The 20,068-nt window shown below is 67.0% G+C and carries 23 protein-coding genes; 19 read left to right on the top strand and 4 right to left on the bottom strand.

Annotated elements, in window-relative coordinates; genetic code table 11:
- The first annotated feature begins 17 nt into the window (after nucleotides 1-17).
- From AC5Y4D_RS06590 to AC5Y4D_RS06580, 3 genes are read left to right on the top strand one after another with little or no spacing between them, the layout of a single operon-like run.
- Nucleotides 18-1,523 carry a carboxylesterase/lipase family protein gene (locus AC5Y4D_RS06590; RefSeq protein WP_500036759.1) on the top strand — a complete coding sequence of 502 codons (1,506 nt, stop codon included), beginning with the start codon at nucleotides 18-20 and terminating at the stop codon, nucleotides 1,521-1,523.
- A gap of 18 nt (nucleotides 1,524-1,541) precedes the next feature.
- The gene (locus AC5Y4D_RS06585; RefSeq protein WP_500036758.1) at nucleotides 1,542-3,554 is read left to right on the top strand and encodes a DUF7064 domain-containing protein; all 2,013 of its coding nucleotides are present in this window, start codon (nucleotides 1,542-1,544) and stop codon (nucleotides 3,552-3,554) included.
- Nucleotides 3,521-4,069: a gluconokinase gene (locus AC5Y4D_RS06580; RefSeq protein WP_500036757.1), complete on the top strand. Its 549-nt coding sequence runs from the start codon at nucleotides 3,521-3,523 to the stop codon at nucleotides 4,067-4,069. Before AC5Y4D_RS06585 ends, AC5Y4D_RS06580 begins: the two co-directional genes overlap by 34 nt.
- Here the strand turns inward: AC5Y4D_RS06580 and AC5Y4D_RS06575 are convergent.
- Entirely contained in the window at nucleotides 4,038-5,123 is a 1,086-nt protein-coding gene (locus AC5Y4D_RS06575; protein WP_499945958.1) for a DoxX family membrane protein, read from the bottom strand. The genes AC5Y4D_RS06580 and AC5Y4D_RS06575 overlap by 32 nt on opposite strands.
- Before the next feature lie 115 nt (nucleotides 5,124-5,238).
- On the opposite strand from AC5Y4D_RS06575, the gene AC5Y4D_RS06570 reads away from it, so the two are divergent.
- From AC5Y4D_RS06570 to AC5Y4D_RS06505, 14 genes are all read left to right on the top strand, one after another.
- Nucleotides 5,239-5,802 (top strand): isochorismatase family protein, encoded by a 564-nt coding sequence (locus AC5Y4D_RS06570; RefSeq protein ID WP_499945957.1) that lies wholly within the window; start codon nucleotides 5,239-5,241, stop codon nucleotides 5,800-5,802.
- Nucleotides 5,799-6,596, top strand: a complete 798-nt coding sequence (locus tag AC5Y4D_RS06565) for a nuclear transport factor 2 family protein (protein ID WP_499945956.1) — start codon at nucleotides 5,799-5,801, stop codon at nucleotides 6,594-6,596. The genes AC5Y4D_RS06570 and AC5Y4D_RS06565 overlap by 4 nt, the downstream gene beginning before the upstream one ends.
- Nucleotides 6,597-6,730: 134 nt before the next feature.
- The gene (locus AC5Y4D_RS06560) at nucleotides 6,731-8,050 is read left to right on the top strand and encodes an ABC transporter substrate-binding protein (RefSeq protein WP_499945955.1); all 1,320 of its coding nucleotides are present in this window, start codon (nucleotides 6,731-6,733) and stop codon (nucleotides 8,048-8,050) included.
- Complete coding sequence (locus AC5Y4D_RS06555; protein ID WP_499945954.1) at nucleotides 8,047-8,973, top strand: carbohydrate ABC transporter permease; 927 nt, start codon at nucleotides 8,047-8,049, stop codon at nucleotides 8,971-8,973. Before AC5Y4D_RS06560 ends, AC5Y4D_RS06555 begins: the two co-directional genes overlap by 4 nt.
- Nucleotides 8,960-9,802 (top strand): carbohydrate ABC transporter permease, encoded by an 843-nt coding sequence (locus AC5Y4D_RS06550; protein ID WP_499945953.1) that lies wholly within the window; start codon nucleotides 8,960-8,962, stop codon nucleotides 9,800-9,802. Before AC5Y4D_RS06555 ends, AC5Y4D_RS06550 begins: the two co-directional genes overlap by 14 nt.
- A gap of 5 nt (nucleotides 9,803-9,807) precedes the next feature.
- The gene (locus AC5Y4D_RS06545) at nucleotides 9,808-10,908 is read left to right on the top strand and encodes an ABC transporter ATP-binding protein (protein ID WP_500036756.1); all 1,101 of its coding nucleotides are present in this window, start codon (nucleotides 9,808-9,810) and stop codon (nucleotides 10,906-10,908) included.
- Between the two features lie 64 nt (nucleotides 10,909-10,972).
- Complete coding sequence (locus AC5Y4D_RS06540; protein ID WP_500036811.1) at nucleotides 10,973-11,806, top strand: DUF3097 domain-containing protein; 834 nt, start codon at nucleotides 10,973-10,975, stop codon at nucleotides 11,804-11,806.
- 79 nt (nucleotides 11,807-11,885) lie between these two features.
- Nucleotides 11,886-12,410 carry an OsmC family protein gene (locus AC5Y4D_RS06535; RefSeq protein WP_499945951.1) on the top strand — a complete coding sequence of 175 codons (525 nt, stop codon included), beginning with the start codon at nucleotides 11,886-11,888 and terminating at the stop codon, nucleotides 12,408-12,410.
- Nucleotides 12,411-12,419: 9 nt separating this feature from the next.
- Nucleotides 12,420-13,487, top strand: a complete 1,068-nt coding sequence (locus tag AC5Y4D_RS06530) for an acyl-CoA dehydrogenase family protein (protein ID WP_500036755.1) — start codon at nucleotides 12,420-12,422, stop codon at nucleotides 13,485-13,487.
- A gap of 13 nt (nucleotides 13,488-13,500) precedes the next feature.
- On the top strand, nucleotides 13,501-14,118 hold the full coding sequence (locus AC5Y4D_RS06525) for an RNA polymerase sigma factor (protein WP_500036754.1): 618 nt from the start codon (nucleotides 13,501-13,503) through the stop codon (nucleotides 14,116-14,118).
- On the top strand, nucleotides 14,115-14,378 hold the full coding sequence (locus tag AC5Y4D_RS06520) for a hypothetical protein (RefSeq protein WP_499945948.1): 264 nt from the start codon (nucleotides 14,115-14,117) through the stop codon (nucleotides 14,376-14,378). The genes AC5Y4D_RS06525 and AC5Y4D_RS06520 overlap by 4 nt, the downstream gene beginning before the upstream one ends.
- Nucleotides 14,379-14,551: 173 nt before the next feature.
- On the top strand, nucleotides 14,552-15,418 hold the full coding sequence (locus AC5Y4D_RS06515) for a universal stress protein (protein ID WP_500036753.1): 867 nt from the start codon (nucleotides 14,552-14,554) through the stop codon (nucleotides 15,416-15,418).
- 132 nt (nucleotides 15,419-15,550) lie between these two features.
- On the top strand, nucleotides 15,551-16,444 hold the full coding sequence (locus tag AC5Y4D_RS06510; RefSeq protein WP_500036752.1) for a universal stress protein: 894 nt from the start codon (nucleotides 15,551-15,553) through the stop codon (nucleotides 16,442-16,444).
- A gap of 40 nt (nucleotides 16,445-16,484) precedes the next feature.
- Complete coding sequence (locus AC5Y4D_RS06505) at nucleotides 16,485-16,673, top strand: hypothetical protein (RefSeq protein ID WP_499945945.1); 189 nt, start codon at nucleotides 16,485-16,487, stop codon at nucleotides 16,671-16,673.
- Between the two features lie 2 nt (nucleotides 16,674-16,675).
- Here the strand turns inward: AC5Y4D_RS06505 and AC5Y4D_RS06500 are convergent, their stop codons facing one another.
- Both AC5Y4D_RS06500 and AC5Y4D_RS06495 read right to left on the bottom strand, forming a co-directional pair.
- The gene (locus AC5Y4D_RS06500) at nucleotides 16,676-16,816 is read right to left on the bottom strand and encodes a hypothetical protein (RefSeq protein ID WP_500036751.1); all 141 of its coding nucleotides are present in this window, start codon (nucleotides 16,814-16,816) and stop codon (nucleotides 16,676-16,678) included.
- A 115-nt stretch (nucleotides 16,817-16,931) separates the two neighbouring features.
- Nucleotides 16,932-17,378: an Hsp20/alpha crystallin family protein gene (locus AC5Y4D_RS06495; protein ID WP_499945944.1), complete on the bottom strand. Its 447-nt coding sequence runs from the start codon at nucleotides 17,376-17,378 to the stop codon at nucleotides 16,932-16,934.
- A 141-nt stretch (nucleotides 17,379-17,519) separates the two neighbouring features.
- Between AC5Y4D_RS06495 and AC5Y4D_RS06490 the strand changes: the two genes are divergently transcribed.
- Nucleotides 17,520-17,885, top strand: a complete 366-nt coding sequence (locus tag AC5Y4D_RS06490) for a MerR family transcriptional regulator (protein ID WP_500036750.1) — start codon at nucleotides 17,520-17,522, stop codon at nucleotides 17,883-17,885.
- On the opposite strand, the gene AC5Y4D_RS06485 is transcribed toward AC5Y4D_RS06490, so the two are convergent.
- The gene (locus AC5Y4D_RS06485) at nucleotides 17,886-19,352 is read right to left on the bottom strand and encodes an aminotransferase class I/II-fold pyridoxal phosphate-dependent enzyme (RefSeq protein ID WP_500036749.1); all 1,467 of its coding nucleotides are present in this window, start codon (nucleotides 19,350-19,352) and stop codon (nucleotides 17,886-17,888) included.
- A gap of 76 nt (nucleotides 19,353-19,428) precedes the next feature.
- Between AC5Y4D_RS06485 and AC5Y4D_RS06480 the strand changes: the two genes are divergently transcribed.
- On the top strand, nucleotides 19,429-20,058 hold the full coding sequence (locus tag AC5Y4D_RS06480) for a flavodoxin family protein (protein WP_499945941.1): 630 nt from the start codon (nucleotides 19,429-19,431) through the stop codon (nucleotides 20,056-20,058).
- Nucleotides 20,059-20,068 lie beyond the last annotated feature (10 nt).

Below are 20,068 nucleotides of genomic sequence, written 5' to 3'. Positions count from 1 at the left end.
TCCGCTACCGTCGATCTATGCATGAGCGCACCGTCCGCGCCCGTACAACCGCCGGCACCGTCGAAGGGTTCACCCGCGACGGCGTCAACCGCTGGCGATCCATTCCCTACGCCCGCCCACCGGTGGGCGCGTTGCGCTACCGCGCGCCGCAACCGGCGCAGCCGTGGTCCGGGGTGCGGCACTGCCACGGGTTCACCAACTGCGCGCCTCAGCAGCGCCGCTACACGCTGCTCGGCGTCAACCGGTACCAGCCGATGAGCGAGGACTGCCTGACCCTCAATGTCGTCGCCCCGGAACGCGGCGGCGACGGCCCGCTGCCGGTCATGGTGTTCATTCACGGCGGCGGGTACATCCTGGGCAGTTCGGCCACCCCGATCTACGACGGTGCCGCGCTGGCCCGCCGCGGTTGTGTCTATGTGTCGGTCAACTACCGGCTGGGCGCGCTGGGCTGTCTGGATCTGTCAGCACTGTCCACGGCGGACGTCACCATCGACAGCAACCTGTACCTGCGCGACCTGGTGCTGGCGTTGCGGTGGGTCAAGGACAACATCGCCGGCTTCGGCGGCGACCCGGACAACGTGACGATCTTCGGCGAGAGCGCCGGTGCCCACATCACCGCCACGATGCTCGCGGTGCCCGCCGCCGAGGGCCTGTTCCACCGGGCGATCTCGCAGAGTCCGGCGGCCGGCATGACGCGTTCGCAAGACGTCGCCGCCGAGTTCGCCACCCGCTTCGCGCGGCTTCTCGGCGCCCGCGGGCAGGACGCGGCCGACACGGTGATGCGGGCACCGGCCGCGCAACTCATCGACACCCAGCACCGGTTGATCGACCAGGGCATGCAGCAGCGGCTGGGCGCCTTCCCGATCGGTCCGGTCTTCGGTGACGACGTGGTGCCCATCGAGCCCGTCGAGGCGATGCGTTCGGGTCGGGCGCACCGGGTCCCGCTGATCGTCGGCACCAACGCCGACGAGGGCCGGCTGTTCACCCGGTTCCTCGGGATGCTGCCGACCAACCGCAAGATGGTCGAGGAGCTGCTCGCCGATCTGGAACCCGCTGCCCGCGAACGCATTACCGCCGCCTACCCGAAGTACCCCAAGCAGTCGGCGTGTATCCAGCTGGGTGGTGACTTCGCGTTCTGCACGGCGGCCTGGCAGATCGCCGACGCGCACGGCGCGCACGCGCCGACCTACCTGTACCGGTACGACTACGCGCCGCGGACCCTGCAATGGTCGGGTTTCGGGGCCACCCACGCCACCGAGCTGCTGGCGGTCTTCGACATCTACCGCACCCGGTTCGGCGCGCTGCTCACCGCCGCGGCCGACCAGCGGGCCGCCCTGCGGGTCAGCAACGACGTGCAACGACGCTGGCGGGCGTTCAGTCGTACCGGCGTCCCGGGCGACAACTGGCCGGTCCACACCGACGACGAGCGTGCGGTGCTGGTCTTCGACCGCAAGCCCCGCGTGGAGTTCGACCCGCACCAACACCGTCGGCTGGCCTGGGAGGGTTTCACGCTGGCGCGGTGACCTGGCACGCTGTCCTTCATGGCCCCGAACACAGACCAAGCCATTGAGCGTCCCGGCGACCTGACCGCCGAATGGCTGACCGCGGCGGTCCGTGCCGGCGACGTCGCCGAGTTCACCGTCGAACGCATCGGTACCGGCCAGATGAGCGAGTGCTACCGCATCGGGCTGACATACGCCGACCCCGAACCCGTTGCCGGCCGCCCACATTCGGTGGTGTTGAAGGTCGCGGCGACCGACCCGGTGAGCAGGCAGACGGGGCTGGCCATGGGCCTCTACGAGCGCGAGGTCCGTTTCTACCACGACATCGCGCCGCGGTTGGGTGGCGCGATCGCGACGTGCTACCACGCCGCCATCGACGTCTCCACCGGCATCTTCGATCTCCTGCTCGACGACGCGGGACCCGCCGCGGCCGGTGACGAGATCGCCGGTGCCACAACCGAACAAGCTCAGCTGGGCGTCACCGAGTTGGGCCTTCTGCACGGGCCGCTGCTGGGGGACGCGACGCTGGCCGACGCCCAGTGGCTCAACCGTGACTCGCCACTGAACCAGGCATTGGTCACCGCGCTCTACGCCGACTTCGTCAACCGTTACCGCGATCAGATCGCACCCGAACACCGCGCGGTGTGCGAGCGCCTCGTGGAGTCGTTCGACGGATATCTGGCCCAGGAGGCTGCCCGCGGCGGAATCCAGGGCTTGGTGCACGGCGACTACCGGTTGGACAACATGCTTTTCGGTGCCCCGGGAGCCAACCGGGCACTGACGGTTGTCGATTGGCAGACCGTCTCGTGGGGACCGGCACAGACCGATCTGGCTTACTTCCTGGGCTGCGCCCTGCCGGTGGCGGACCGCCGCGCCCAGTACGAGGACTTGCTGCGGGCCTATCATCAGGCCCTCGGCCCGCAGCCAGCCATCACCCTGGACGAAGTCCGGGAAGGCGTACGCCGGCAGAGTTTCTTCGGCGTGATGATGGCGATCGTCTCGTCGATGCTGGTGGTGCAGACCGAACGTGGCGACCGGATGTTCATGACGCTGCTGCAACGGCATTGCGAACATGTCCTGGATACCGACGCGTTGGCGACATTGCCCGAGGCCGCGGTACCCGAGCCGCTGCGGCCGGCACCGGAGGACGAACTCGCCCACGCCGCCACCGATGAGCCGCTGTGGAGCGAAAGCTGGTACGCCGATTTCGTCGACCCTGCGGAGGGGCTGGGCGGCTGGTTCCGGCTCGGCTGGATAGCGAACGAGCAGCAGGTGTGGATCCACGCCTTACTGTGCGGGCCGGACCTGCCCACCATCGCCGTCGATACCAAAGTGCCACTGCCGCAAAGTCCTTGGTCGGTACGGTCCGACACCCTCGAACTGCACCACGCGGCTGACGACCCGCTGCGCAGCTATCGTGTCGACCTGCGCGCGCAGGGACGCTCGTATGCCGATCCGTCGGCATTGCTGCGCGGCGAAGCGGGTGAGCCCGTCGAACTCGCGATGAATCTGGTGTGGGCCACCAGCGGGATCCCCTACCGGTACCGGGTGACGACGCGGTACGAGATCCCGTGCACCGTGTCGGGCACCGTCACCGTCAAACACGCTCGCTACCAGTTGGATTCGGTCCCCGGACAGCGCGACCACTCGTGGGGGGTACGCGACTGGTGGAGCATGGACTGGATGTGGAGCGCGCTGCACCTCGACGACGGGACCCACCTGCACGCGCTGAGCCTGCAGATCCCCGACACCCCGCACCTCAGCATCGGCTACGCCCAGGACGCGGCCGGCAACATCGTCGAGCTGAGCGCGGTGAGCATCCGAGAAGCGTTCGGCGGCAACGGTTTACCGCAGGACACCACGCTGCAGCTCGAGCCCGGGCAGCTCACCGCAGACGTCGTCGTCCGGGCGCACGCGCCGGTGCGGCTGACCGCCGTCGACGGCCGGGTCAGCCAGTTTCCCCGGGCATGGGTCGAGATCACCACCACCGACGGCCGCAACGGCGTGGGCTGGATGGAATGGAACCGCAGCCGGGCCGAACAGAGCCGGTGAAACGTCCGGTGGGTCCCGTCGTCGTGATGGGGGTTTCCGGATGCGGTAAGTCGACCGTCGGGGCGGCGCTCGCGCAGCGGTTGAACGTGGCTTTCCTGGACGCCGACACCCTGCACCCTCCGGCAAACGTCACCAAAATGTCTGCCGGGCAACCGCTTTCGGATGCCGACCGGCATCCGTGGCTGGAGCGGGTCGGCGCCTGGCTGACCGGGCACCCTCGATGCGTGGTCAGCTGTTCTGCGCTGAAGCGCAGCTACCGCGATCAATTGCGCGGACACTGCGCCTCAGCGCAGTTCTTGCACCTGGACGGGTCAAGTGACCTGATCGGCGCACGCCTGGCCGCCAGGTCAGGTCACTTCATGCCGGCAACGTTGCTGCAGTCACAACTCGACGCGCTGGAGCCGCTGGGCGCCGACGAGCACGGTGTGGTCGTGCAGCTCGCCGAGGACCAGGACGTGAACGCCGTCCTCGACGCGTTCCTCGCTAGCGTCCCCAGCGCTTGCGACGGCTGCTGAGTTCGTCGTCCAGCCGGTCGCGTGCGGTCAGGGCTAGTTCGTTGCTGCGAGCAACCGCCCGGTCGGCGAGTTCGCTGCCTCGGTGCGCAGCCCGGTCGGCGAGTTCGCTGCCCCGGTTCACCGCCCGGTCGGCGAGTTCACTGCCCCGGTGCGCGGCGCGGTCGGCGAGCTCGCTGCCCCGATTGGCGGCGCGGTCGGCGAGCTCGCTGCCACGGTGGCGCGCGGTCTCGGCGAACTCCACACCGCGGGTCTGCGCGGTGTCGGCCAACTTCTTGCCGCGCTTGCGCGCCTTCTTGGCATACGGCGCGCTCTTCTCCACCGCGGTGCTGGCCAGCTCTTCTCCGCGCTTGCGGGCCTTCTTCGCATAGGGCGCGCTCTTCTCGGCAGCCGTGCTGGCCAGTTCGCGACCGCGTTCCAGTGCCGCCTCGGCGTAGGGCTGGCTCTTTTCGGCGGCCGTGCTGGCCAACTCCCGACCGCGCTCGAGCGCAGCCTCGGCGTACGGTGCGCTCTTCTCCGCGGCGGTGTTGGCCAGTTCGCGGCTGCGCTCGGCACCGGCCTGCAGACCATGCACGATCCGCTCACCCAACTCCGAATCGAGGAACGAATCGCTGGACCCGGACACCCGGTCCGACAGCCGCTCGGCGGCGCGGCGACCACGCCAACCCAACGACGGCTTACCCGCGGTGTCGGCGGACGCGATGATCAGCCCGCCCAGCAGACTGACGTCGCCCAGGAACGCGCGCCGCTTCTCGGCCTTGCGTTCCGGGTCGGTTTCGTTCCAAAACTGGTGTGTGCCAAGGTTGCCCGGAATCACGGTCAGCGCCAGCGCCGCCGAAGCCAGCCGCGGCAGCCGGCCCGCGGCCAGCAACACCCCACCGCCGATCTGGACGGCGGCGTTGATTTGAGCGAACGTCTCGGCATCCGCGGGAATGTTGGAACTGACCGACTCCGGCAGCGACTGCAAACCGTCGACAGTCGGTTGTGCGGCTTGAGCTGCGGGTTTCGGGTTCAGCAGCGCCTCTATTCCTTGGCCGATGAAGACAGCTGACAGCATGGGTCGCGCGATTCGTCGGATCAACATGGGCGGTGTGTTCCCCGGTCGGCCAGCCCACAAACCGCTGGATTCGTGCCAATCCTCCGTCCCTGCAGCGGGGGATAGGGTGTACCCCGTGCGGGCACTGATCATCGTCGACATGCAGAACGATTTCTGCGAGAGCGGAGCGGTACCGGTGGCCGGCGCACACGCACTGGCGCAGTCGATCAACGACCATCTGACGGGTGCACCCGGCTACGACCACGTCGTCGCGACCAAAGACTTCCACATCGACCCGGGCGACCACTTCTCCGACGACCCCGACTTCGCTTCGTCGTGGCCGCCGCATTGCCGGGCCGGCAGCGTGGGAGCGCAGTTCGACCCCGATCTGGACACCCGGCCCATCGAAGCGATCTTCCGCAAAGGCGCCTACGCCGCGGCCTACAGCGGTTTCGAAGGTGTCGACGAGCGTGGCACCGCCCTGCTGGATTGGCTGCGCCGGCGCGATGTGGACGCCCTCGACGTGGTCGGCGTCGCCACCGACCACTGCGTGCGGCACACCGCGCGGGACGCGGTCCGGGCGGGGTTGACCACCACGGTCCTGTTGGACCTGACCGCGGGGGTCTCGGCCGAGTCCGTCGCACACGCACTGAGCGAGATGCGCAGCGCCGGTGTCGAGTTGATCGGGAGTCGGCGATGACCACAGCAGAGCGAGACGAGTTGCTGGCCACGGTGGAACGCTCGCCGCAGGCGGTGGCCGCGCACGACCGCGCCGCCTGGGTGCAGGTGTTCGCACACGACGGCCGGGTCGAAGACCCTGTCGGGTCGAGTCCGCACATCGGGCACGACCAGATCTATCGCTTCTACGACACCTTCATCGGTCCGCGCGACATCACGTTCCACCGGGATCTGGACATCGTCAGCGGCCGCGCCGTGTTACGCGATCTCGAACTCGAAGTCGGCATGGGTCCGGGTGTCACCATGTACATTCCCGCCTTTCTGCGTTACGACCTTCGAGAAGTCAACGGCGAGTGGCAGGTTGAGCGACTGCGGGCCTACTGGGAGCTGCCGGCGATGATGCTGCAGTTCCTCAAGACAGGTGCGCGGGCATTGCCCCCCGGCGTGCACCTCGCCCGAGGATTGCTGGGCAACCAGGGTCCGCGCGGCACCGTCGGGTTCATGACCGGGTTCCGCCGCGCCGGGGCGCGTCACAAGAAGCTCGTCGAGAACTTCCTGGGTGCGTTGACCCGACGCGACGAGACCACTGCATCGGGCGCGTTGTCGGCCACGGCCACAATCACTTTGGGTGACGACGACACGCTCGATCTGGCCGGACTCGCCGAGCGGCTCCGCGGCGGCAAGTGGACCAAAGTGATCGGCGCCGGGTCCACCGTCGTCGTGGGAGTCAGCTCCGAGCGCGGACGCGGCATCCTGTTCGCCGATGTGGCCCGGCGCGGCGATCGGATCAACCAGATCCGTTACTTCCCAGGCTGATTGGGCCTGTCGTGCCGAGCGGCACGGCCGCGGAACTCGCCGGGCGGCGACGTTGGACAACGCCGCGGCTGGTGGCGAGGAAGATAATCCCTTAAGGTCCGCTATGCCGCACTGCGGCCGACACCGGGAGCGTCATGTTCGACAAGCCGTTTGCGCGGCGCAGCCTGCTGCAGGGGGCGGGCACGGTCACCGCAGCCGCAATGGCGCCGTGGGTGAGCGGGTGTTCCTCGGACGACGACGACGCCCTGACCTTCTTCTTCGCGGCCAATCCCGACGAGATCCGGCCACGGATGCGGGTGGTCAACGAATTTCAGCGTCGGCACCCCGATATCAAGGTGCGTGCGCTGCTGTCCGGTCCGGGCGTGATGCAGCAGTTGTCGACCTTCTGTGCGGGCGGCAAATGCCCGGACGTGCTGATGACCTGGGAGTTGACCTACGCGGAACTGGCCGATCGTGGGGTGCTGCTGGATCTCAACAGTTTGTTGGCCGGTGATCGCGCCTTCGCTGCGCAACTCGTGTGGGACAGCATCGACACGCTGCAGAACTCGTTCGTGTTCAACGGCGGCCAGTACGCCCTGCCCGAGCAGTGGTCGGGGAACTTCCTGTTCTACAACAAGGAGATGTTCGCCGCGGCCGGGGTAGCGCCACCGCCGCGCGCGTGGCAACAGCATTGGAGCTTCGGCGAATTCCTCGACGCGGCTCGAGCTCTCACCCGACGCGACGCCTCGGGCCGGATCACCCAGTGGGGTTTCGTCAACGCGTGGGTCTCGTTCTATGCGGCCGGTCTGTTTGCCATGAACAACGGCGTCCGTTGGTCGACTCCGCGGACGAATCCGACGCACCTGAACTTCGACGACGACGCCTTCGTCGAGGCGGTGCAGTTCTACGCCGACCTGATCAACAAGCACAAGGTTTCGCCCAGCGCCTCCGACCAGCAGTCGATGTCCAACGCCGACTTGTTCTCGGCGGGCCGGGCGGCGATCGCGCTCGGTGGGCACTGGCGCTACCAGACTTTCGACCGCGCGCGCGGCCTGGATTTCGACGTCGCGCCGTTGCCGGTGGGTCCGAACGCACAGCAGGCTTGCTCGAACATCGGTGTCACCGGTCTGGCCATCTCGGCGACGAGTCGACGCAGGGAACAGGCCTGGCAGTTCGTCAAATTCGCCGCCGGGCCGGTCGGGCAGGCTCTGATCGGCGAATCGGGATTGTTCGTACCGGTGCTGCGGTCCGCGCTGCATTCCGAGGGGTTCGCCCGCGCACACCGACGGATCGGCAACCTCACGGTGCTCACCGACGGACCGGTGGTGTCCGAAGGTCTGCCCATCACCCCGGCGTGGGAGAAAGTCGTGGCGCTGATGGACCGCAACTTCGGACCGGTGCTGCGAGGTTCCCGGCCGGCCAGTGTTCTGACCGGATTGTCGCGAGCCGTCGACGAGGTGTTGCGTAACCCATGACCGCCATCGACGCACGCCCCGAGATCCGCCGTTCGCGCCGACGTGAGTGGGCCGGTCGCCTGTTCGTCGCCCCCAACCTGGCCGCCGTCGTCGTCTTCATGGTGTTTCCGCTGGGCTTCTCCCTGTACATGAGCTTCCAGGACTGGGACATGTTCACCCCGGCTGAGTTCGTCGGAGTGGCGAACTTCCACCGCCTGTTCACCTCCGACCCGTTGTTTCTGATAGCAGTGCGCAATACGGTCATCTACACCCTGGGGACCGTCTTGCCGACCCTAGCGATCAGTCTCGTCGTCGCCGGACTGCTGAACCGGAAAATCAAGGGCATCAGTGTCTTTCGAACCCTAGTCTTCCTGCCACTGGCCATCTCTTCGGTGGTGATGGCCGTGGTCTGGCAGTTCGTCTTCAACACCGACAACGGACTGCTCAACATCATGCTCGGCTGGGTGGGGATCGGCCCGGTGCCGTGGCTGGTCGAACCGCGCTGGGCCATGGTTTCGCTGTGCCTGGTCAGCGTGTGGCGCAGCGTCCCGTTCGCCACCGTGATCCTGCTGGCCGCGATGCAAGGCGTTCCGGAGACGGTGTACGAAGCGGCGAAAGTCGATGGCGCGGGCGAGGTTCGGCAGTTCGTGTCGATCACCGTGCCGCTGATCCGGGGCGCCCTGTCGTTCGTGGTTGTCATCTCGATCATCCACGCATTCCAGGCCTTCGATCTGGTCTACGTACTGACCGGAGCCAACGGCGGTCCCGAAACCGGAACCTATGTGTTGGGCATCATGCTGTTCCAGCACGCGTTCTCGTTCCTGGAATTCGGATACGCCTCGGCGCTGGCCTGGATCGTCTTCGCCATCCTGCTGGTGTTGACGGTGCTGCAGTTGCGGATCCTTCGGCGGCGTTCCTGGGAGGATTCCCGTGGCCTCGGCTGACCGGTCGCTGTTACGCAACAGCATTCGCGCGGCAACCCTGTACGCCGCGCTCATCGGCGTCGCCTGGTGCGCGCTGTTTCCCATCCTGTGGGCGCTGTCGGGGTCGCTGAAGAAGGACGGCGAGATCAGCGAGCCCCGACTCCTCCCGTCCAGCCCGCAATGGTCCAACTACACCGAGGTGTTCGGGTTGATGCCGTTCTGGCGAATGTTCTTCAACACCGTGCTCTATGCCGGCTGCGTGACCGCGGGTCAGGTGTTCTTCTGCTCGCTGGCGGGATATGCGTTCGCGCGGCTGGACTTTCGCGGCCGTGACACGTTGTTCCTGCTTTATCTCGGCACCCTCATGGTGCCGCTGACCGTGACGGTGATTCCCCAGTTCATGCTGATGCGGGCCGCGGGCTGGGTCGACACCCCGTGGGCGATGATCGTCCCGGGATTGTTCGGCAGCGCCTTCGGCACCTATCTGATGCGGCAGTTCTTCCGCACGCTGCCAACCGATCTGGAGGAGGCCGCGATACTCGACGGTTGCTCGCCGTGGCAGATCTACTGGCGCATCCTGCTTCCCCACGCGCGGCCGGCGGTGGTGGTGCTGGCCGTGCTCACCTGGGTCAGCGTGTGGAATGACTTCCTCTGGCCGCTGCTGATGATTCAACGCAACAGCCTGGCGACGCTGACACTGGGCCTGGTCCGGCTCCGTGGCGAGTACGTCGCCCGCTGGCCGGTGTTGATGGCCACCTCGATGCTGATCCTGCTACCGCTGGTCGTCGTCTACGCGGTCGCGCAACGTTCCTTCGTCCGCGGCATCGCCATGACCGGGCTGGGCGGGTAGCGCCGATGGCTTCGGTGAGTTTCGAGCAGGCCACGCGACGCTATCCGGGCGCCGACCGGGCGGCGCTGGATCGGCTGGACCTTGAGGTCGGTGACGGTGAATTCGTCGTCCTGGTAGGGCCGTCCGGGTGCGGCAAGACGACATCGCTGCGGATGGTGGCCGGGTTGGAAACCGTTGACTCCGGCCGTATCCGGATCGGCGGGACTGACGTCACCCATCTCGATCCCAAGCACCGCGACGTCGCGATGGTCTTCCAGAACTACGCGTTGTATCCGCACATGACCGTGGCGCAGAACATGGGCTTCGCCCTCAAGGTGGCCAAGACACCGAAGTCCGAGATCGGCGAGCGGGTCCTGGCTGCTGCGAAAATGCTTGACCTGGAACGTTTTCTGGATAGCAAGCCCAAGGAGCTGTCCGGCGGGCAACGGCAGCGGGTGGCGATGGGCCGGGCCATCGTGCGCCGCCCCCGGGTGTTCCTGATGGACGAGCCGCTGTCCAACCTCGACGCCAAGCTGCGCGTGCAGACGCGCAATCAGATCGCGGCCCTGCAACGGCAACTGGGTACCACCACGGTCTACGTCACCCACGATCAGGTCGAGGCGATGACCATGGGAGACCGCGTCGCGGTGTTGTGCGACGGCGTGCTGCAACAGTGCGCGCCGCCGCGCGAGCTGTACCGCAACCCCGCGAACGTGTTCGTCGCCGGCTTCATCGGGTCGCCGGCGATGAACCTGTTCACCCTGCCGGTGCTGAATTCCGCGGTGTCACTCGGTGACTGGGAGATCCGGATACCGCGCGAGATTTCCGCTACGTCGACCGACATCGTCGTCGGCGTTCGACCGGAACACTTCGAGGTGGGCAGCGTCGGCATCGAGATGGAGGTCGACGTGGTCGAGGAACTGGGCGCCGACGCCTACCTGTACGGGCGGGTCACCGGCTCGGACACGGTGATCGGCCGGCCCATCATCGCCCGCACCGACGGCTACGACCCGCCCGCCAAGGGCAGCCGGGTGCGTCTGCATCCGCAGCCCGGGCACCTGCATTACTTCGGCGCCGACGGACGCCGTATCCCGTCTGCTCGCGCCACGCCCCTTCCGCGAGAGTGAAATCGGCGACACACCCGCGGCGTGTCTCGTCGTGAAATTCACGCTCGGCAAGAACTATTGCCGGGTGATCGATCGCTACGGAACCGATGTCCTGGCCGGGTCGGGACGGCGTAAGCCCCGCTCGGTCGAGCAGCCCGTCGAGCCCGGCATGGTCGTCGAGGACGCACAGACCGGCTACGTCGGCGCGGTGGTCCGCGTCGAATACGGGCGCGTCGACCTCGAGGACCGGCACGGCAAGACCCGCGGCTTCCCGCTGGGGCCTGGCTTCCTGCTGGAAGGCCGACCCGTGATACTCACCGCACCGCGCCGCGCGGCCCCCGCGCCCGCCGGCCGCACCGCCTCCGGGTCGGTCGCCGTGCCAGGTGTGCGCGCCCGGGTCGCGCGGGCCGGCCGAATCTACGTGGAGGGTCGCCACGACGCCGAACTCGTCGCTCAAGTCTGGGGCGAGGACCTCAAAATCGAGGGCGTCGTCGTCGAATACCTCGGTGGCGTCGACGATTTGGTCGGCATCGTGCACAAGTTCCAACCCGGCCCGCAGGCGCGGCTGGGGGTGCTGGTGGATCACCTGGTCGCCGGGTCGAAGGAGTCACGCATCGCCGAGGCGGTGCGACGGGGCCCCGGCGGCGCTGACACGTTGGTGGTCGGACATCCCTACGTGGACATCTGGCAGGCGGTCAAGCCGCAGCGGCTCGGACTGCAGGCCTGGCCGACGGTGCCCCGGCACGTCGAGTGGAAGCACGGGATATGCCAGGCGCTGGGCTGGCCGCATGCCACCCAGGCCGACATCGCCCGGGCCTGGCAGCGGATCCGGTCGAAGGTACGCGATTGGAACGACCTCGAGCCGGCACTGATCGGGCGGGTCGAGGAGCTCATCGACTTCGTGACGCAGCCGGCGTAGCGCTGTGGCGTAGATCACCGTCACGTTCTCGCAGGCGCGCGGCACCAACTCCATGAACCCGAGTGAATGGAGGAAGTCAATGACCGACGCGCTGATCATCGATGCAGAGGGCCTCGACCGACTGTCGTGTAACGCCAAGGCCGACCCCAGCACGGGCAAGAAGACCTTGAAGGCCAAGACGGTCTGCGAGTCCGGGTTCCGGAACATGACCTACGTGCGGGATCTGGCGCCCATGCTGGTGGGCGAGCCTCCGGCGCTGCTGGGCGACGACTCGGCGCCCAATCCATCCGAAGCCTGCTTGGCCGCACTCGGATCGTGCATCTCGGTGGGCTTGTTGGCCAACGCCACCCACCGCGGCGTGACGCTGACCAAGATCGAGGTGGAGATGGAAGGCGACATCGACATCTCGGCGGTCTGGGGCGTCGGCGACACTCCGGACGGCAAGGTCCTGGGCATCACCGACGTGCGCTGCAAGGTGACTCTGGCCGGCGACGCCGACGATCAGACGCTGCAGGAGATCCACGACAACGCCATCGCATGGTCGCCCGTGGTCAATACATTCAGGCGTCCTGTAACTGTCGACTCGGCGCTGTCCATCGGCTAGGCAGTCACAATGACCACCACGACCGACGCCGCCATCGGCCTGCTCGACTCGGAGCTGTTGGCAGACATCCGTGCCCATGCCGGCGCCCTGGACCGTGGGGAGGACACCGCCCGCCGCAGCTTCGCGGCGCTCGGTGCCGCCGGGTTGCTGGGCGTGGGGGCGCCGGGCAACGCCGACGGCAAGCTGCGCGAGATGGCCGAAGTGATCAAACTGATCTCCGCGGAGTGCATGAGCACCGGATTCGCGGTGTGGGCCAACCGGATGGCGGTGGAGTATTTGCTCAGCGCCGCAACGCCGTTCGGCCTCGAGACGGTGCCGGCATTGTTGACCGGCAGCACGCTGGGGGTGACGGGCATGGCCGCGGCCTTCAAAGAATTGGCGGGCTGCGGCAGTCTCGAACTCACCGCGAAGACGGTCGACGGCGGGTACCGGGTCAATGGTCCCATCCGCTGGGCTTCCAACCTCTACGACGACTCCTTGCTGGTCACCGCGGTACGCACCGACGGTGGCGAGAAGCTGATCGTGGCACTGCCATTGAGCACCCCCGGAGTCACGGTCGGGGACCATTTCAAGCTGTTGGCCATGGACAGCACGGCGTCTTCGTACCTGGAGTTGACGGATGCCTACGTTCCCGACGATCAGGTGCTGGCCACCGACTTCGAAGGTTTCCTCGGCGCGGTCCGGCCCACCTTCCTGGTCCTGCAGTCCGCGATGTGCATCGGTTTAGCCAAAACCACGGTGGCACAAGCCAAGTTGGGACTCACCGGGGTGAACGCGGTGTTCGCCGGCGAGGTCGACCAGGTCGCCGAGAAACTCGGCCGAGCCGAGATCGCCCTGGACGAGTTGGCCGGCGCGGTCGGGGGAGCCGAACCGCCCAGCAAGAAAGACTTGCTCTCGCTACGGCTGTCCGCAGCCGAAACCGTCAGCACCAGCGCGGCTTTGGAGATTCGTACCGCGGGCGGCAAGGGCTATGCCAGTAAGACTCCGGCCAGTCGTCGATATCGTGAGGCCGCATTCATCCCGGTCCAGTCGCCGTCTGAAGCTCAATTGCGCTGGGAGCTGAACGGGTGTTCTTGAACGGCCGTCGACGGTGAGTCCGCCGGTGGTCGTCCACGAGGGATTGGAACCCGAACCTCTGGTCGGGGGGATATCGGTGGCCGCCTTGGTCCGCGACTACCACCGGCCGATGGTCAACTTCGCTCGCACGCTGGTCGACTCGGCTGCGCTGGCCGAGGAAGCCGTGCAAGAGGCATGGGTGCAGGTGCTGAAGTCGGCGGAGTCGTTCGAGGGTCGATCCTCGGTGGCGACCTGGTTGTTCGGGATCGTCAAACACACCGCGTCACGGCACCGCCGTCGGGAGACGCGGATCCGCGAACACGAGATGCTCGGCACCGAGGATGCCGACCCGTTGTCCGGGCGGATGCACCCGGCAGGTCACCCCGACGCCGGCCATTGGAGTCTGCCGCCATCGCGGCGATTCCTGCCGGAAGACCAGACCGTGCACCGCGAACTCGTCGGGTACGTGCGAGCGGCGCTCGACACGTTGCCGGTGCGGCAACGGCAGCTGATCATCCTGCGCGATCTCGTCGGCACCTCGTCGGAGGAGGCGGCCGAGATCCTGGAGTTGTCGGCCGAGGCGCAGCGCGCGCTGCTCTACCGCGCCCGAGGCAACCTTCGCAACGAATTGGAAAAGCGGTATCAACGATGACCGGTCACGACAACACCGTCCCTGCCATCGACTGCGTCGAGTTCGTTCGGCTCGTCGACGACCTGGTCGACTCCGACCCGCGACACTGGGGCCCGATCGTCGCGCGGCATCTCCGAGACTGCCCGCCCTGCCTGGTCTATCTGCAACAGATGCTGGATCTGAAGGTGCTGCTCAATCACGTCTTCGACGGCGAGAAACTCAGCGACTCGCACGTCGCGGGGGTGGTCAATACGCTGAATACGTTGCGGGACAGGGGTTGAGGGTAGCCGCGGGAGGTCTACCGAACGGGGCCGTGCGCTCGGCCGTCAAGATTGCATCTGTGCAGAAGAACGTCGAGTGGGGACCGGCAGATTCTCCATCTGGGTGACGACGCCGAGGGCGAAGGCATCTCTGGCGACGACGATTCACCGGTCTTCTCGTACTATCGGGGCTTGTGGCTGAATTCGGGATCCTGGTCGCGATCGACGGGTCGGCGGAGTCCGACGCGGCCGTAGCCTGGGCGACCCACGAGGCGGCGATGCGCAATGTGCCCCTCACCCTGCTGCACGCGGTCGCTCCGGTGGTGGTCGGCTGGCCGGCCGGCCAGCTCTACACCGAAATGCCGGACTGGCAGAAGGACAACGCTGATCACGTCGTCGCGCACGCCCGCAAAAGCGTGTCGCAAAGCGATACACAGCCGCCCGCCGTCAACGTCGAAGTGGTCTATGCCAGCGTGGTTCCCACGGTGGTCGATGCGTCCGAGCACGCCCAGATGGTGGTGGTTGGAAACCAGGGAATGGGCACGTTGGGCCGCATGTTGTTGGGCTCGGTCAGCTCCGCACTGATTCAGCACGCGCACTGCCCGGTCGCCGTCATCCGTTCCGGCGACGGCACCATCGCTCCGGACCCGCACGCGCCGGTGCTGGTGGGTATCGACGGCTCGCCGGCCTCCGAAGCCGCGACGGCGCTGGCCTTCGACGAAGCATCGCGCCGCGGTGTCGACCTGGTCGCGTTGCACGCCTGGAGTGACATCGGCGTGTTCCCGGTCCTCGGAATGGACTGGCACGACCGCCAAGATCAAGGTCAGGAAGTTCTCGCCGAACGCCTGGCGGGGTGGCAGGAACAGTATCCGGACGTCCACGTGCAGCGCTCGCTGGTGTGTGACACCCCGGCGAAGTGGTTGCTGGAAGCGGCCGAGCGGGCGCAGTTGCTGATCGTCGGCAGTCGCGGCCGCGGCGGGTTCTCCGGCCTGTTGCTCGGGTCGACCAGTTCGACGGTGGCGCACTCGGCAAAGATTCCGGTCATCGTCGTCCACTCCTAGCAGGGGCCTTTGGTCCTTGCCGTCGAAGGCCGTTCGACCGGCGCGGACAACGACCGGAACCGATACGGTGGTTGTCGACAGCTCCTTGACCGGGCGATGCCGGCCCGCATGGACTGACGAAGGGACAGCGAAATGAGCTCAGGCACAGCCGGATCCGCCAAGCCGCACGGCGTCCTGGTCGGGGCCGACGGCTCGCCCGCGTCGAAAGTTGCCGTCGTCTGGGCGGCCCGCGATGCGGCGTTGCGAAACGTTGCACTCACCGTCGTGCATGTGGTCAACGCGGACGTGGCGACGTGGCCGCCGATGCCCTACCCGGACACCTGGGCGGTCTGGCAGGAGGACGGCGGGCGCAAGATCGTGGCCGAAGCGGTCGAGGTCGCCCAGGCGGCCGTCCCGGACCGCGAGCTCACTGTCCACAGCGAGCTGGTGTTCGCGACACCGGTGGCCACCATGGTCGAAATGTCAAAGGATGCAGAGCTTTTGGTGGTGGGCTCGTCCGGGCGGGGTGCGGTGGCCCGGCTGCTGCTCGGCTCGGTCAGTGCCAGTGTGGTGCGGCACGCGGACTGTCCCGTCGCCGTCGTCCACGACGAGGACCCGCTGATGCCCAACCCGCTCGGCGCTCCCGTCTTGCTGGGCATCGACGGTTCCCCCGCCTCGGAGGCGGCCACCGCGGTTGCGTTCGACGAAGCATCGCGGCGCGGCGTCGAACTGATCGCGTTGCACGCCTGGAGTGACCGCGAAGTGATCGAGCTTCCGGGCCTGGACTGGTCGCAGGTCAAAACTCAAGCCGAGATCAGCCTCGCCGAGCGGCTGGCCGGTTGGCAGGAACGCTATCCCGATGTCACCGTGCAACGGGTGGTGGTGTGCGACCAGCCGGCCCGCCAACTCGTCGAACGGTCGGAATCGGCTCAGCTCGTCGTGGTGGGCAGTCACGGGCGCGGCGCGATCGCGGGCGCGCTGCTGGGCTCGGTGAGCAACGCCCTTGTGCACTCGGCACGCATGCCGGTGATCGTGGCCCGGGGATAGCCGGGGGTTGAAACACGGCCACGTGGGAAACCACTGTCGCATGGCTGAATTCAGAGTTATCGACCCGCACGGCGAAGTCGTCGCGACCAAGGAGATCGAAAGCGCCGACGATGCCCACGCGTGGTTCGTCGACACGGTCGCCGACAATTCCGAGCTGGGTTGGCGGATGGAAGTGAACTCCGATGGCGAATGGTCGTTCTTCGACGACACCGAAGGCGCATCGAAGTAGGGTCAGGCCTGGCCCACGCGGGCGGAGGCGGTCAGTAGCAACTGGTCGAATTCCGCTCGCGACGGCACGGCGTGCGGGACCCCGCGGAAGTCTTCGACAATCTGCTCGGCCAACACCCGCAACTTGACATTGGACTCGTGCATCTGCTGCAGCTGATTGGACCATTCCCAGCTCCGGTAGGCGAAGAGGAAACGAAACCGACCGCGGTCCGGGCGACGACCGGCAACTGCGGTCGCCGACCCGAACTGCGGGGTGTGGTCAGGCGTTTATGACCTCGCGCTTGGTCTCGTCGTTGATCGCATGGTGCCCGTTGCCGCGACCGACGGAGATCTTGCGCGGCTTTGCCCGCTCGGCCACCGGTATGCGCAGCCGCAGCACGCCGCCGTCGTAGTTGGCTTCTATCCGCTCGGTGTCGAGGTTCTCACCGAGGACCAGCTGACGGCTGAAGACGCCACGGGGCCGTTCGGCAGCCAACATCTCGCGGTCCGGGTCCACGCTTGGACGCTCGGCTCGCACGGTCACCACGTTGCGTTCGATGTCGATGTCAAGGGTGTCGGCGTCGACACCGGGAAGGTCGAACTCGACCACGAACTCTTCACCTTCGCGCCACGCGTCCATCGGCATCACCGCTGGCCGGGCGGCGGTTCCCAGCACCTGCTGGGCGAAGCGGTCCAGTTCACGGAACGGGTCAGTACGCATCAGCATGGCGGTCACCTCTCACTCCAATCTGTTTTCTGGGCGACATAGTGATCTATGTCAGATGGCATAGATTTCTTATAACACCTTGGCTAGAAGATCGCAAGTGTGGTAAATAAGTTTTCTGTCGCATGACGGAGGGAACTACTGATGAGCGAGCGTCCTGGCGGCTCCGGAGCGCCGGCACCCGAGCACGGTGTGTACGGGATCTCCGTTGCCGCGGAACTCTCCGGCGTCGCGGTGCAGTCACTCCGCCTCTACGAGCGTCACGGCTTGGTCACCCCCGCCCGCAGCGATGGAGGAACACGGCGCTACAGCGCGCGCGACCTGGCCCGGTTGCAACGCATCAGCGCCCTGGTCGACGCCGGGGTCAACCTGGCCGGAATCGCACGGATCCTGAGCCTTGAAGACGACAACGCCGAACTGTCCGCGGCCAACACCGATCTGCGTTCGGCCAACCGTAGCCTGCGCAGCGCGGTACGGGACGCTCGCGAGGACGGCCGACCGCCGGCGTGATCAGCCTCGGGCGACCACCCGAAATTGCTGCATGCTCTGATCCGCCGCGTCGGGCAGGTTCATGCCCGCTTCGACACCGGAGCGCAAGTAGTCGATGACGGCCTCGTTGAGGCGCTCGCCGGGCACCACCGCCGGGATCCCGGGCGGATACGGGGTGATCTGCTCTGCGGCGATCCGCCCGGCGGCCTTCTCGGCGGGCACCATCTCGGCCGGCCCGAAAAAAGCGTCGCGGGGAAGTTGCACCGAATCCAGCTGCAGCTCGTCGGGTGACGGCAGCCGGATCTGCGGTGGCTTCTCGAAATCGTCTGCGGCCCTGCGCCATTCGGTCATGGCAGACACCAGTCGCTCGGCGGTGTGCTCGTTGTCGGCAAACGACATCGTCGCCAGGATCCGGCGATGGTCACTCATCCCCACATCCACCTGGCAGTTCTCGCGCAGCCAGTCCGCGGCCTGGTACCCCGATGTCCCGGTGGCCGAGACGTCCATCAGGACCTGAGTCCGGTCCAGGTCCTTCGACGCCTCCTCGCCCAGCAACTCGTCTTCGAGCACCAGGACATCGGGGATGTCGGCGAGCCTGGCCCGCAAATTGTGGGCCAGCTCGAGTTCGGCGCCCAGCAACTCCTGGCCGTGCTCGACCATCTGGCGGCGCCACCCGTCCAGCGCGGCGTAGATCATCACGTTGGGACTGGTGGTCATCAGCAGGTCGGCGCACGCCGAAAGATGCTGCCCATCGACCAGGTCCCCCTGCAGGTGAAAGACCGATCCCTGCTCGAACCCGGCCCCCATCTTGTGCACGCTGACCACGCAGACGTCGGCGCCGGCATCCATCGCCCACGTCGGCAGGTCCTCGTGGAACGGCAAGTGCGCACCCCAGGCCTCGTCGAGGATCAGGGGCTTCCCGTAACTGTGACAAACCTCGGCGATGCCCTCGATGTCGGCGCAGGTGCCGTACGGACTCGGGCTGACGATCAGCGCGCCGGCGGCGTCGGGGTGCTGTTCCCAGGCATCGCGCACCTGCTCCGGCGACGGGGGATGGGTGAAGTGGTGTGCATCGTCCCAGCGGGGTGTGATCCAGCACGGCCGTACCCCGGAGAAGATCAGCCCGGCGACGATCGACTTGTGGCTGTCGCGGGCTACCAGCAAGCCGCCCTCGGCACATCCGGCCACGGCCATCATCGCCGCTTTCACCGACAGCGAGCTACCGCAGGTGGAGAAGAACGCGGTATCGGCACCCACCGCGTGGGCCATCAATTCCTCGGCGCGCGAAAGGTATTTCCCGCGGCTGAGCCGGTCGTCGAGTCCGCCGCTGGCCAGCACGTCGCTGCGGAACGGGTCCTTGCCCAGGACTGCCAGCACCCGGTCGTCGGTTCCGGCGCCCTGTCGGTGACCGGGAGGGGTGAACCCGTAGCGGTTGTAGCGGTGATAGTCGAGTAAAGCGTCCAGCAGCGGTGCCTGCGACTGATCCATCCCGGACGGGTACCCTGCCCGGACGGCGCCTACCCGGCCAAGTTTTGTCGATCGATATGCGGGTATGAACCCCACCATGACCGACCCTGCGCTGGTTCCGCTGCGTGCCGTTGCCCTGGTGTGCAGCCTCAAGCCCAGTCCCGGGGAATCGAGCAGCGAACTGATGGCCAAGCACGTCACCGGGCAGCTGGGCAAAGCAGGCGTCGAATCCGAGTTGATCCGCTGCGTGGATCACAACATTCTGCCCGGTGTCGAGGACGACATGGGCGAGGGCGACGAGTGGCCCGGCATCCGTCGCAAGATCCTCGACGCCGACATCCTGCTGATCAGCACGCCCATCTGGCTCGGTCACCCCTCGAGCGTCACCCAACGTGTCCTGGAACGCCTCGATGCGGAGTTGTCCAATACCGACGACGACGGCAGACCGGCCATGGTCGGCAAGGTAGGCGTCGTCAGTGTGGTGGGTAACGAGGACGGTGCGCACAAGGTCATCGCGGACGTGTTCCAAGGGCTCAACGACATCGGCTTCAGCATTCCGGCCCAAGGCGGTACCTATTGGACCGGCCGTGCGATGGAGTCGGTCAATTACGACGACCTCGACGAGGTGCCCGATCCGGTGGCATCGACGACGGCGGCGCTGGCCCGCAACGCCGCCCACCTGGCCCGGGCGCTGAAGCAGCAGCGCTATCCGGCGTACGAAACGTAATCCATTCTCG

Source organism: Mycobacterium sp. NGS67 (assembly GCF_059812185.1).
This window is presented reverse-complemented; position numbering and strand designations above follow the sequence as displayed.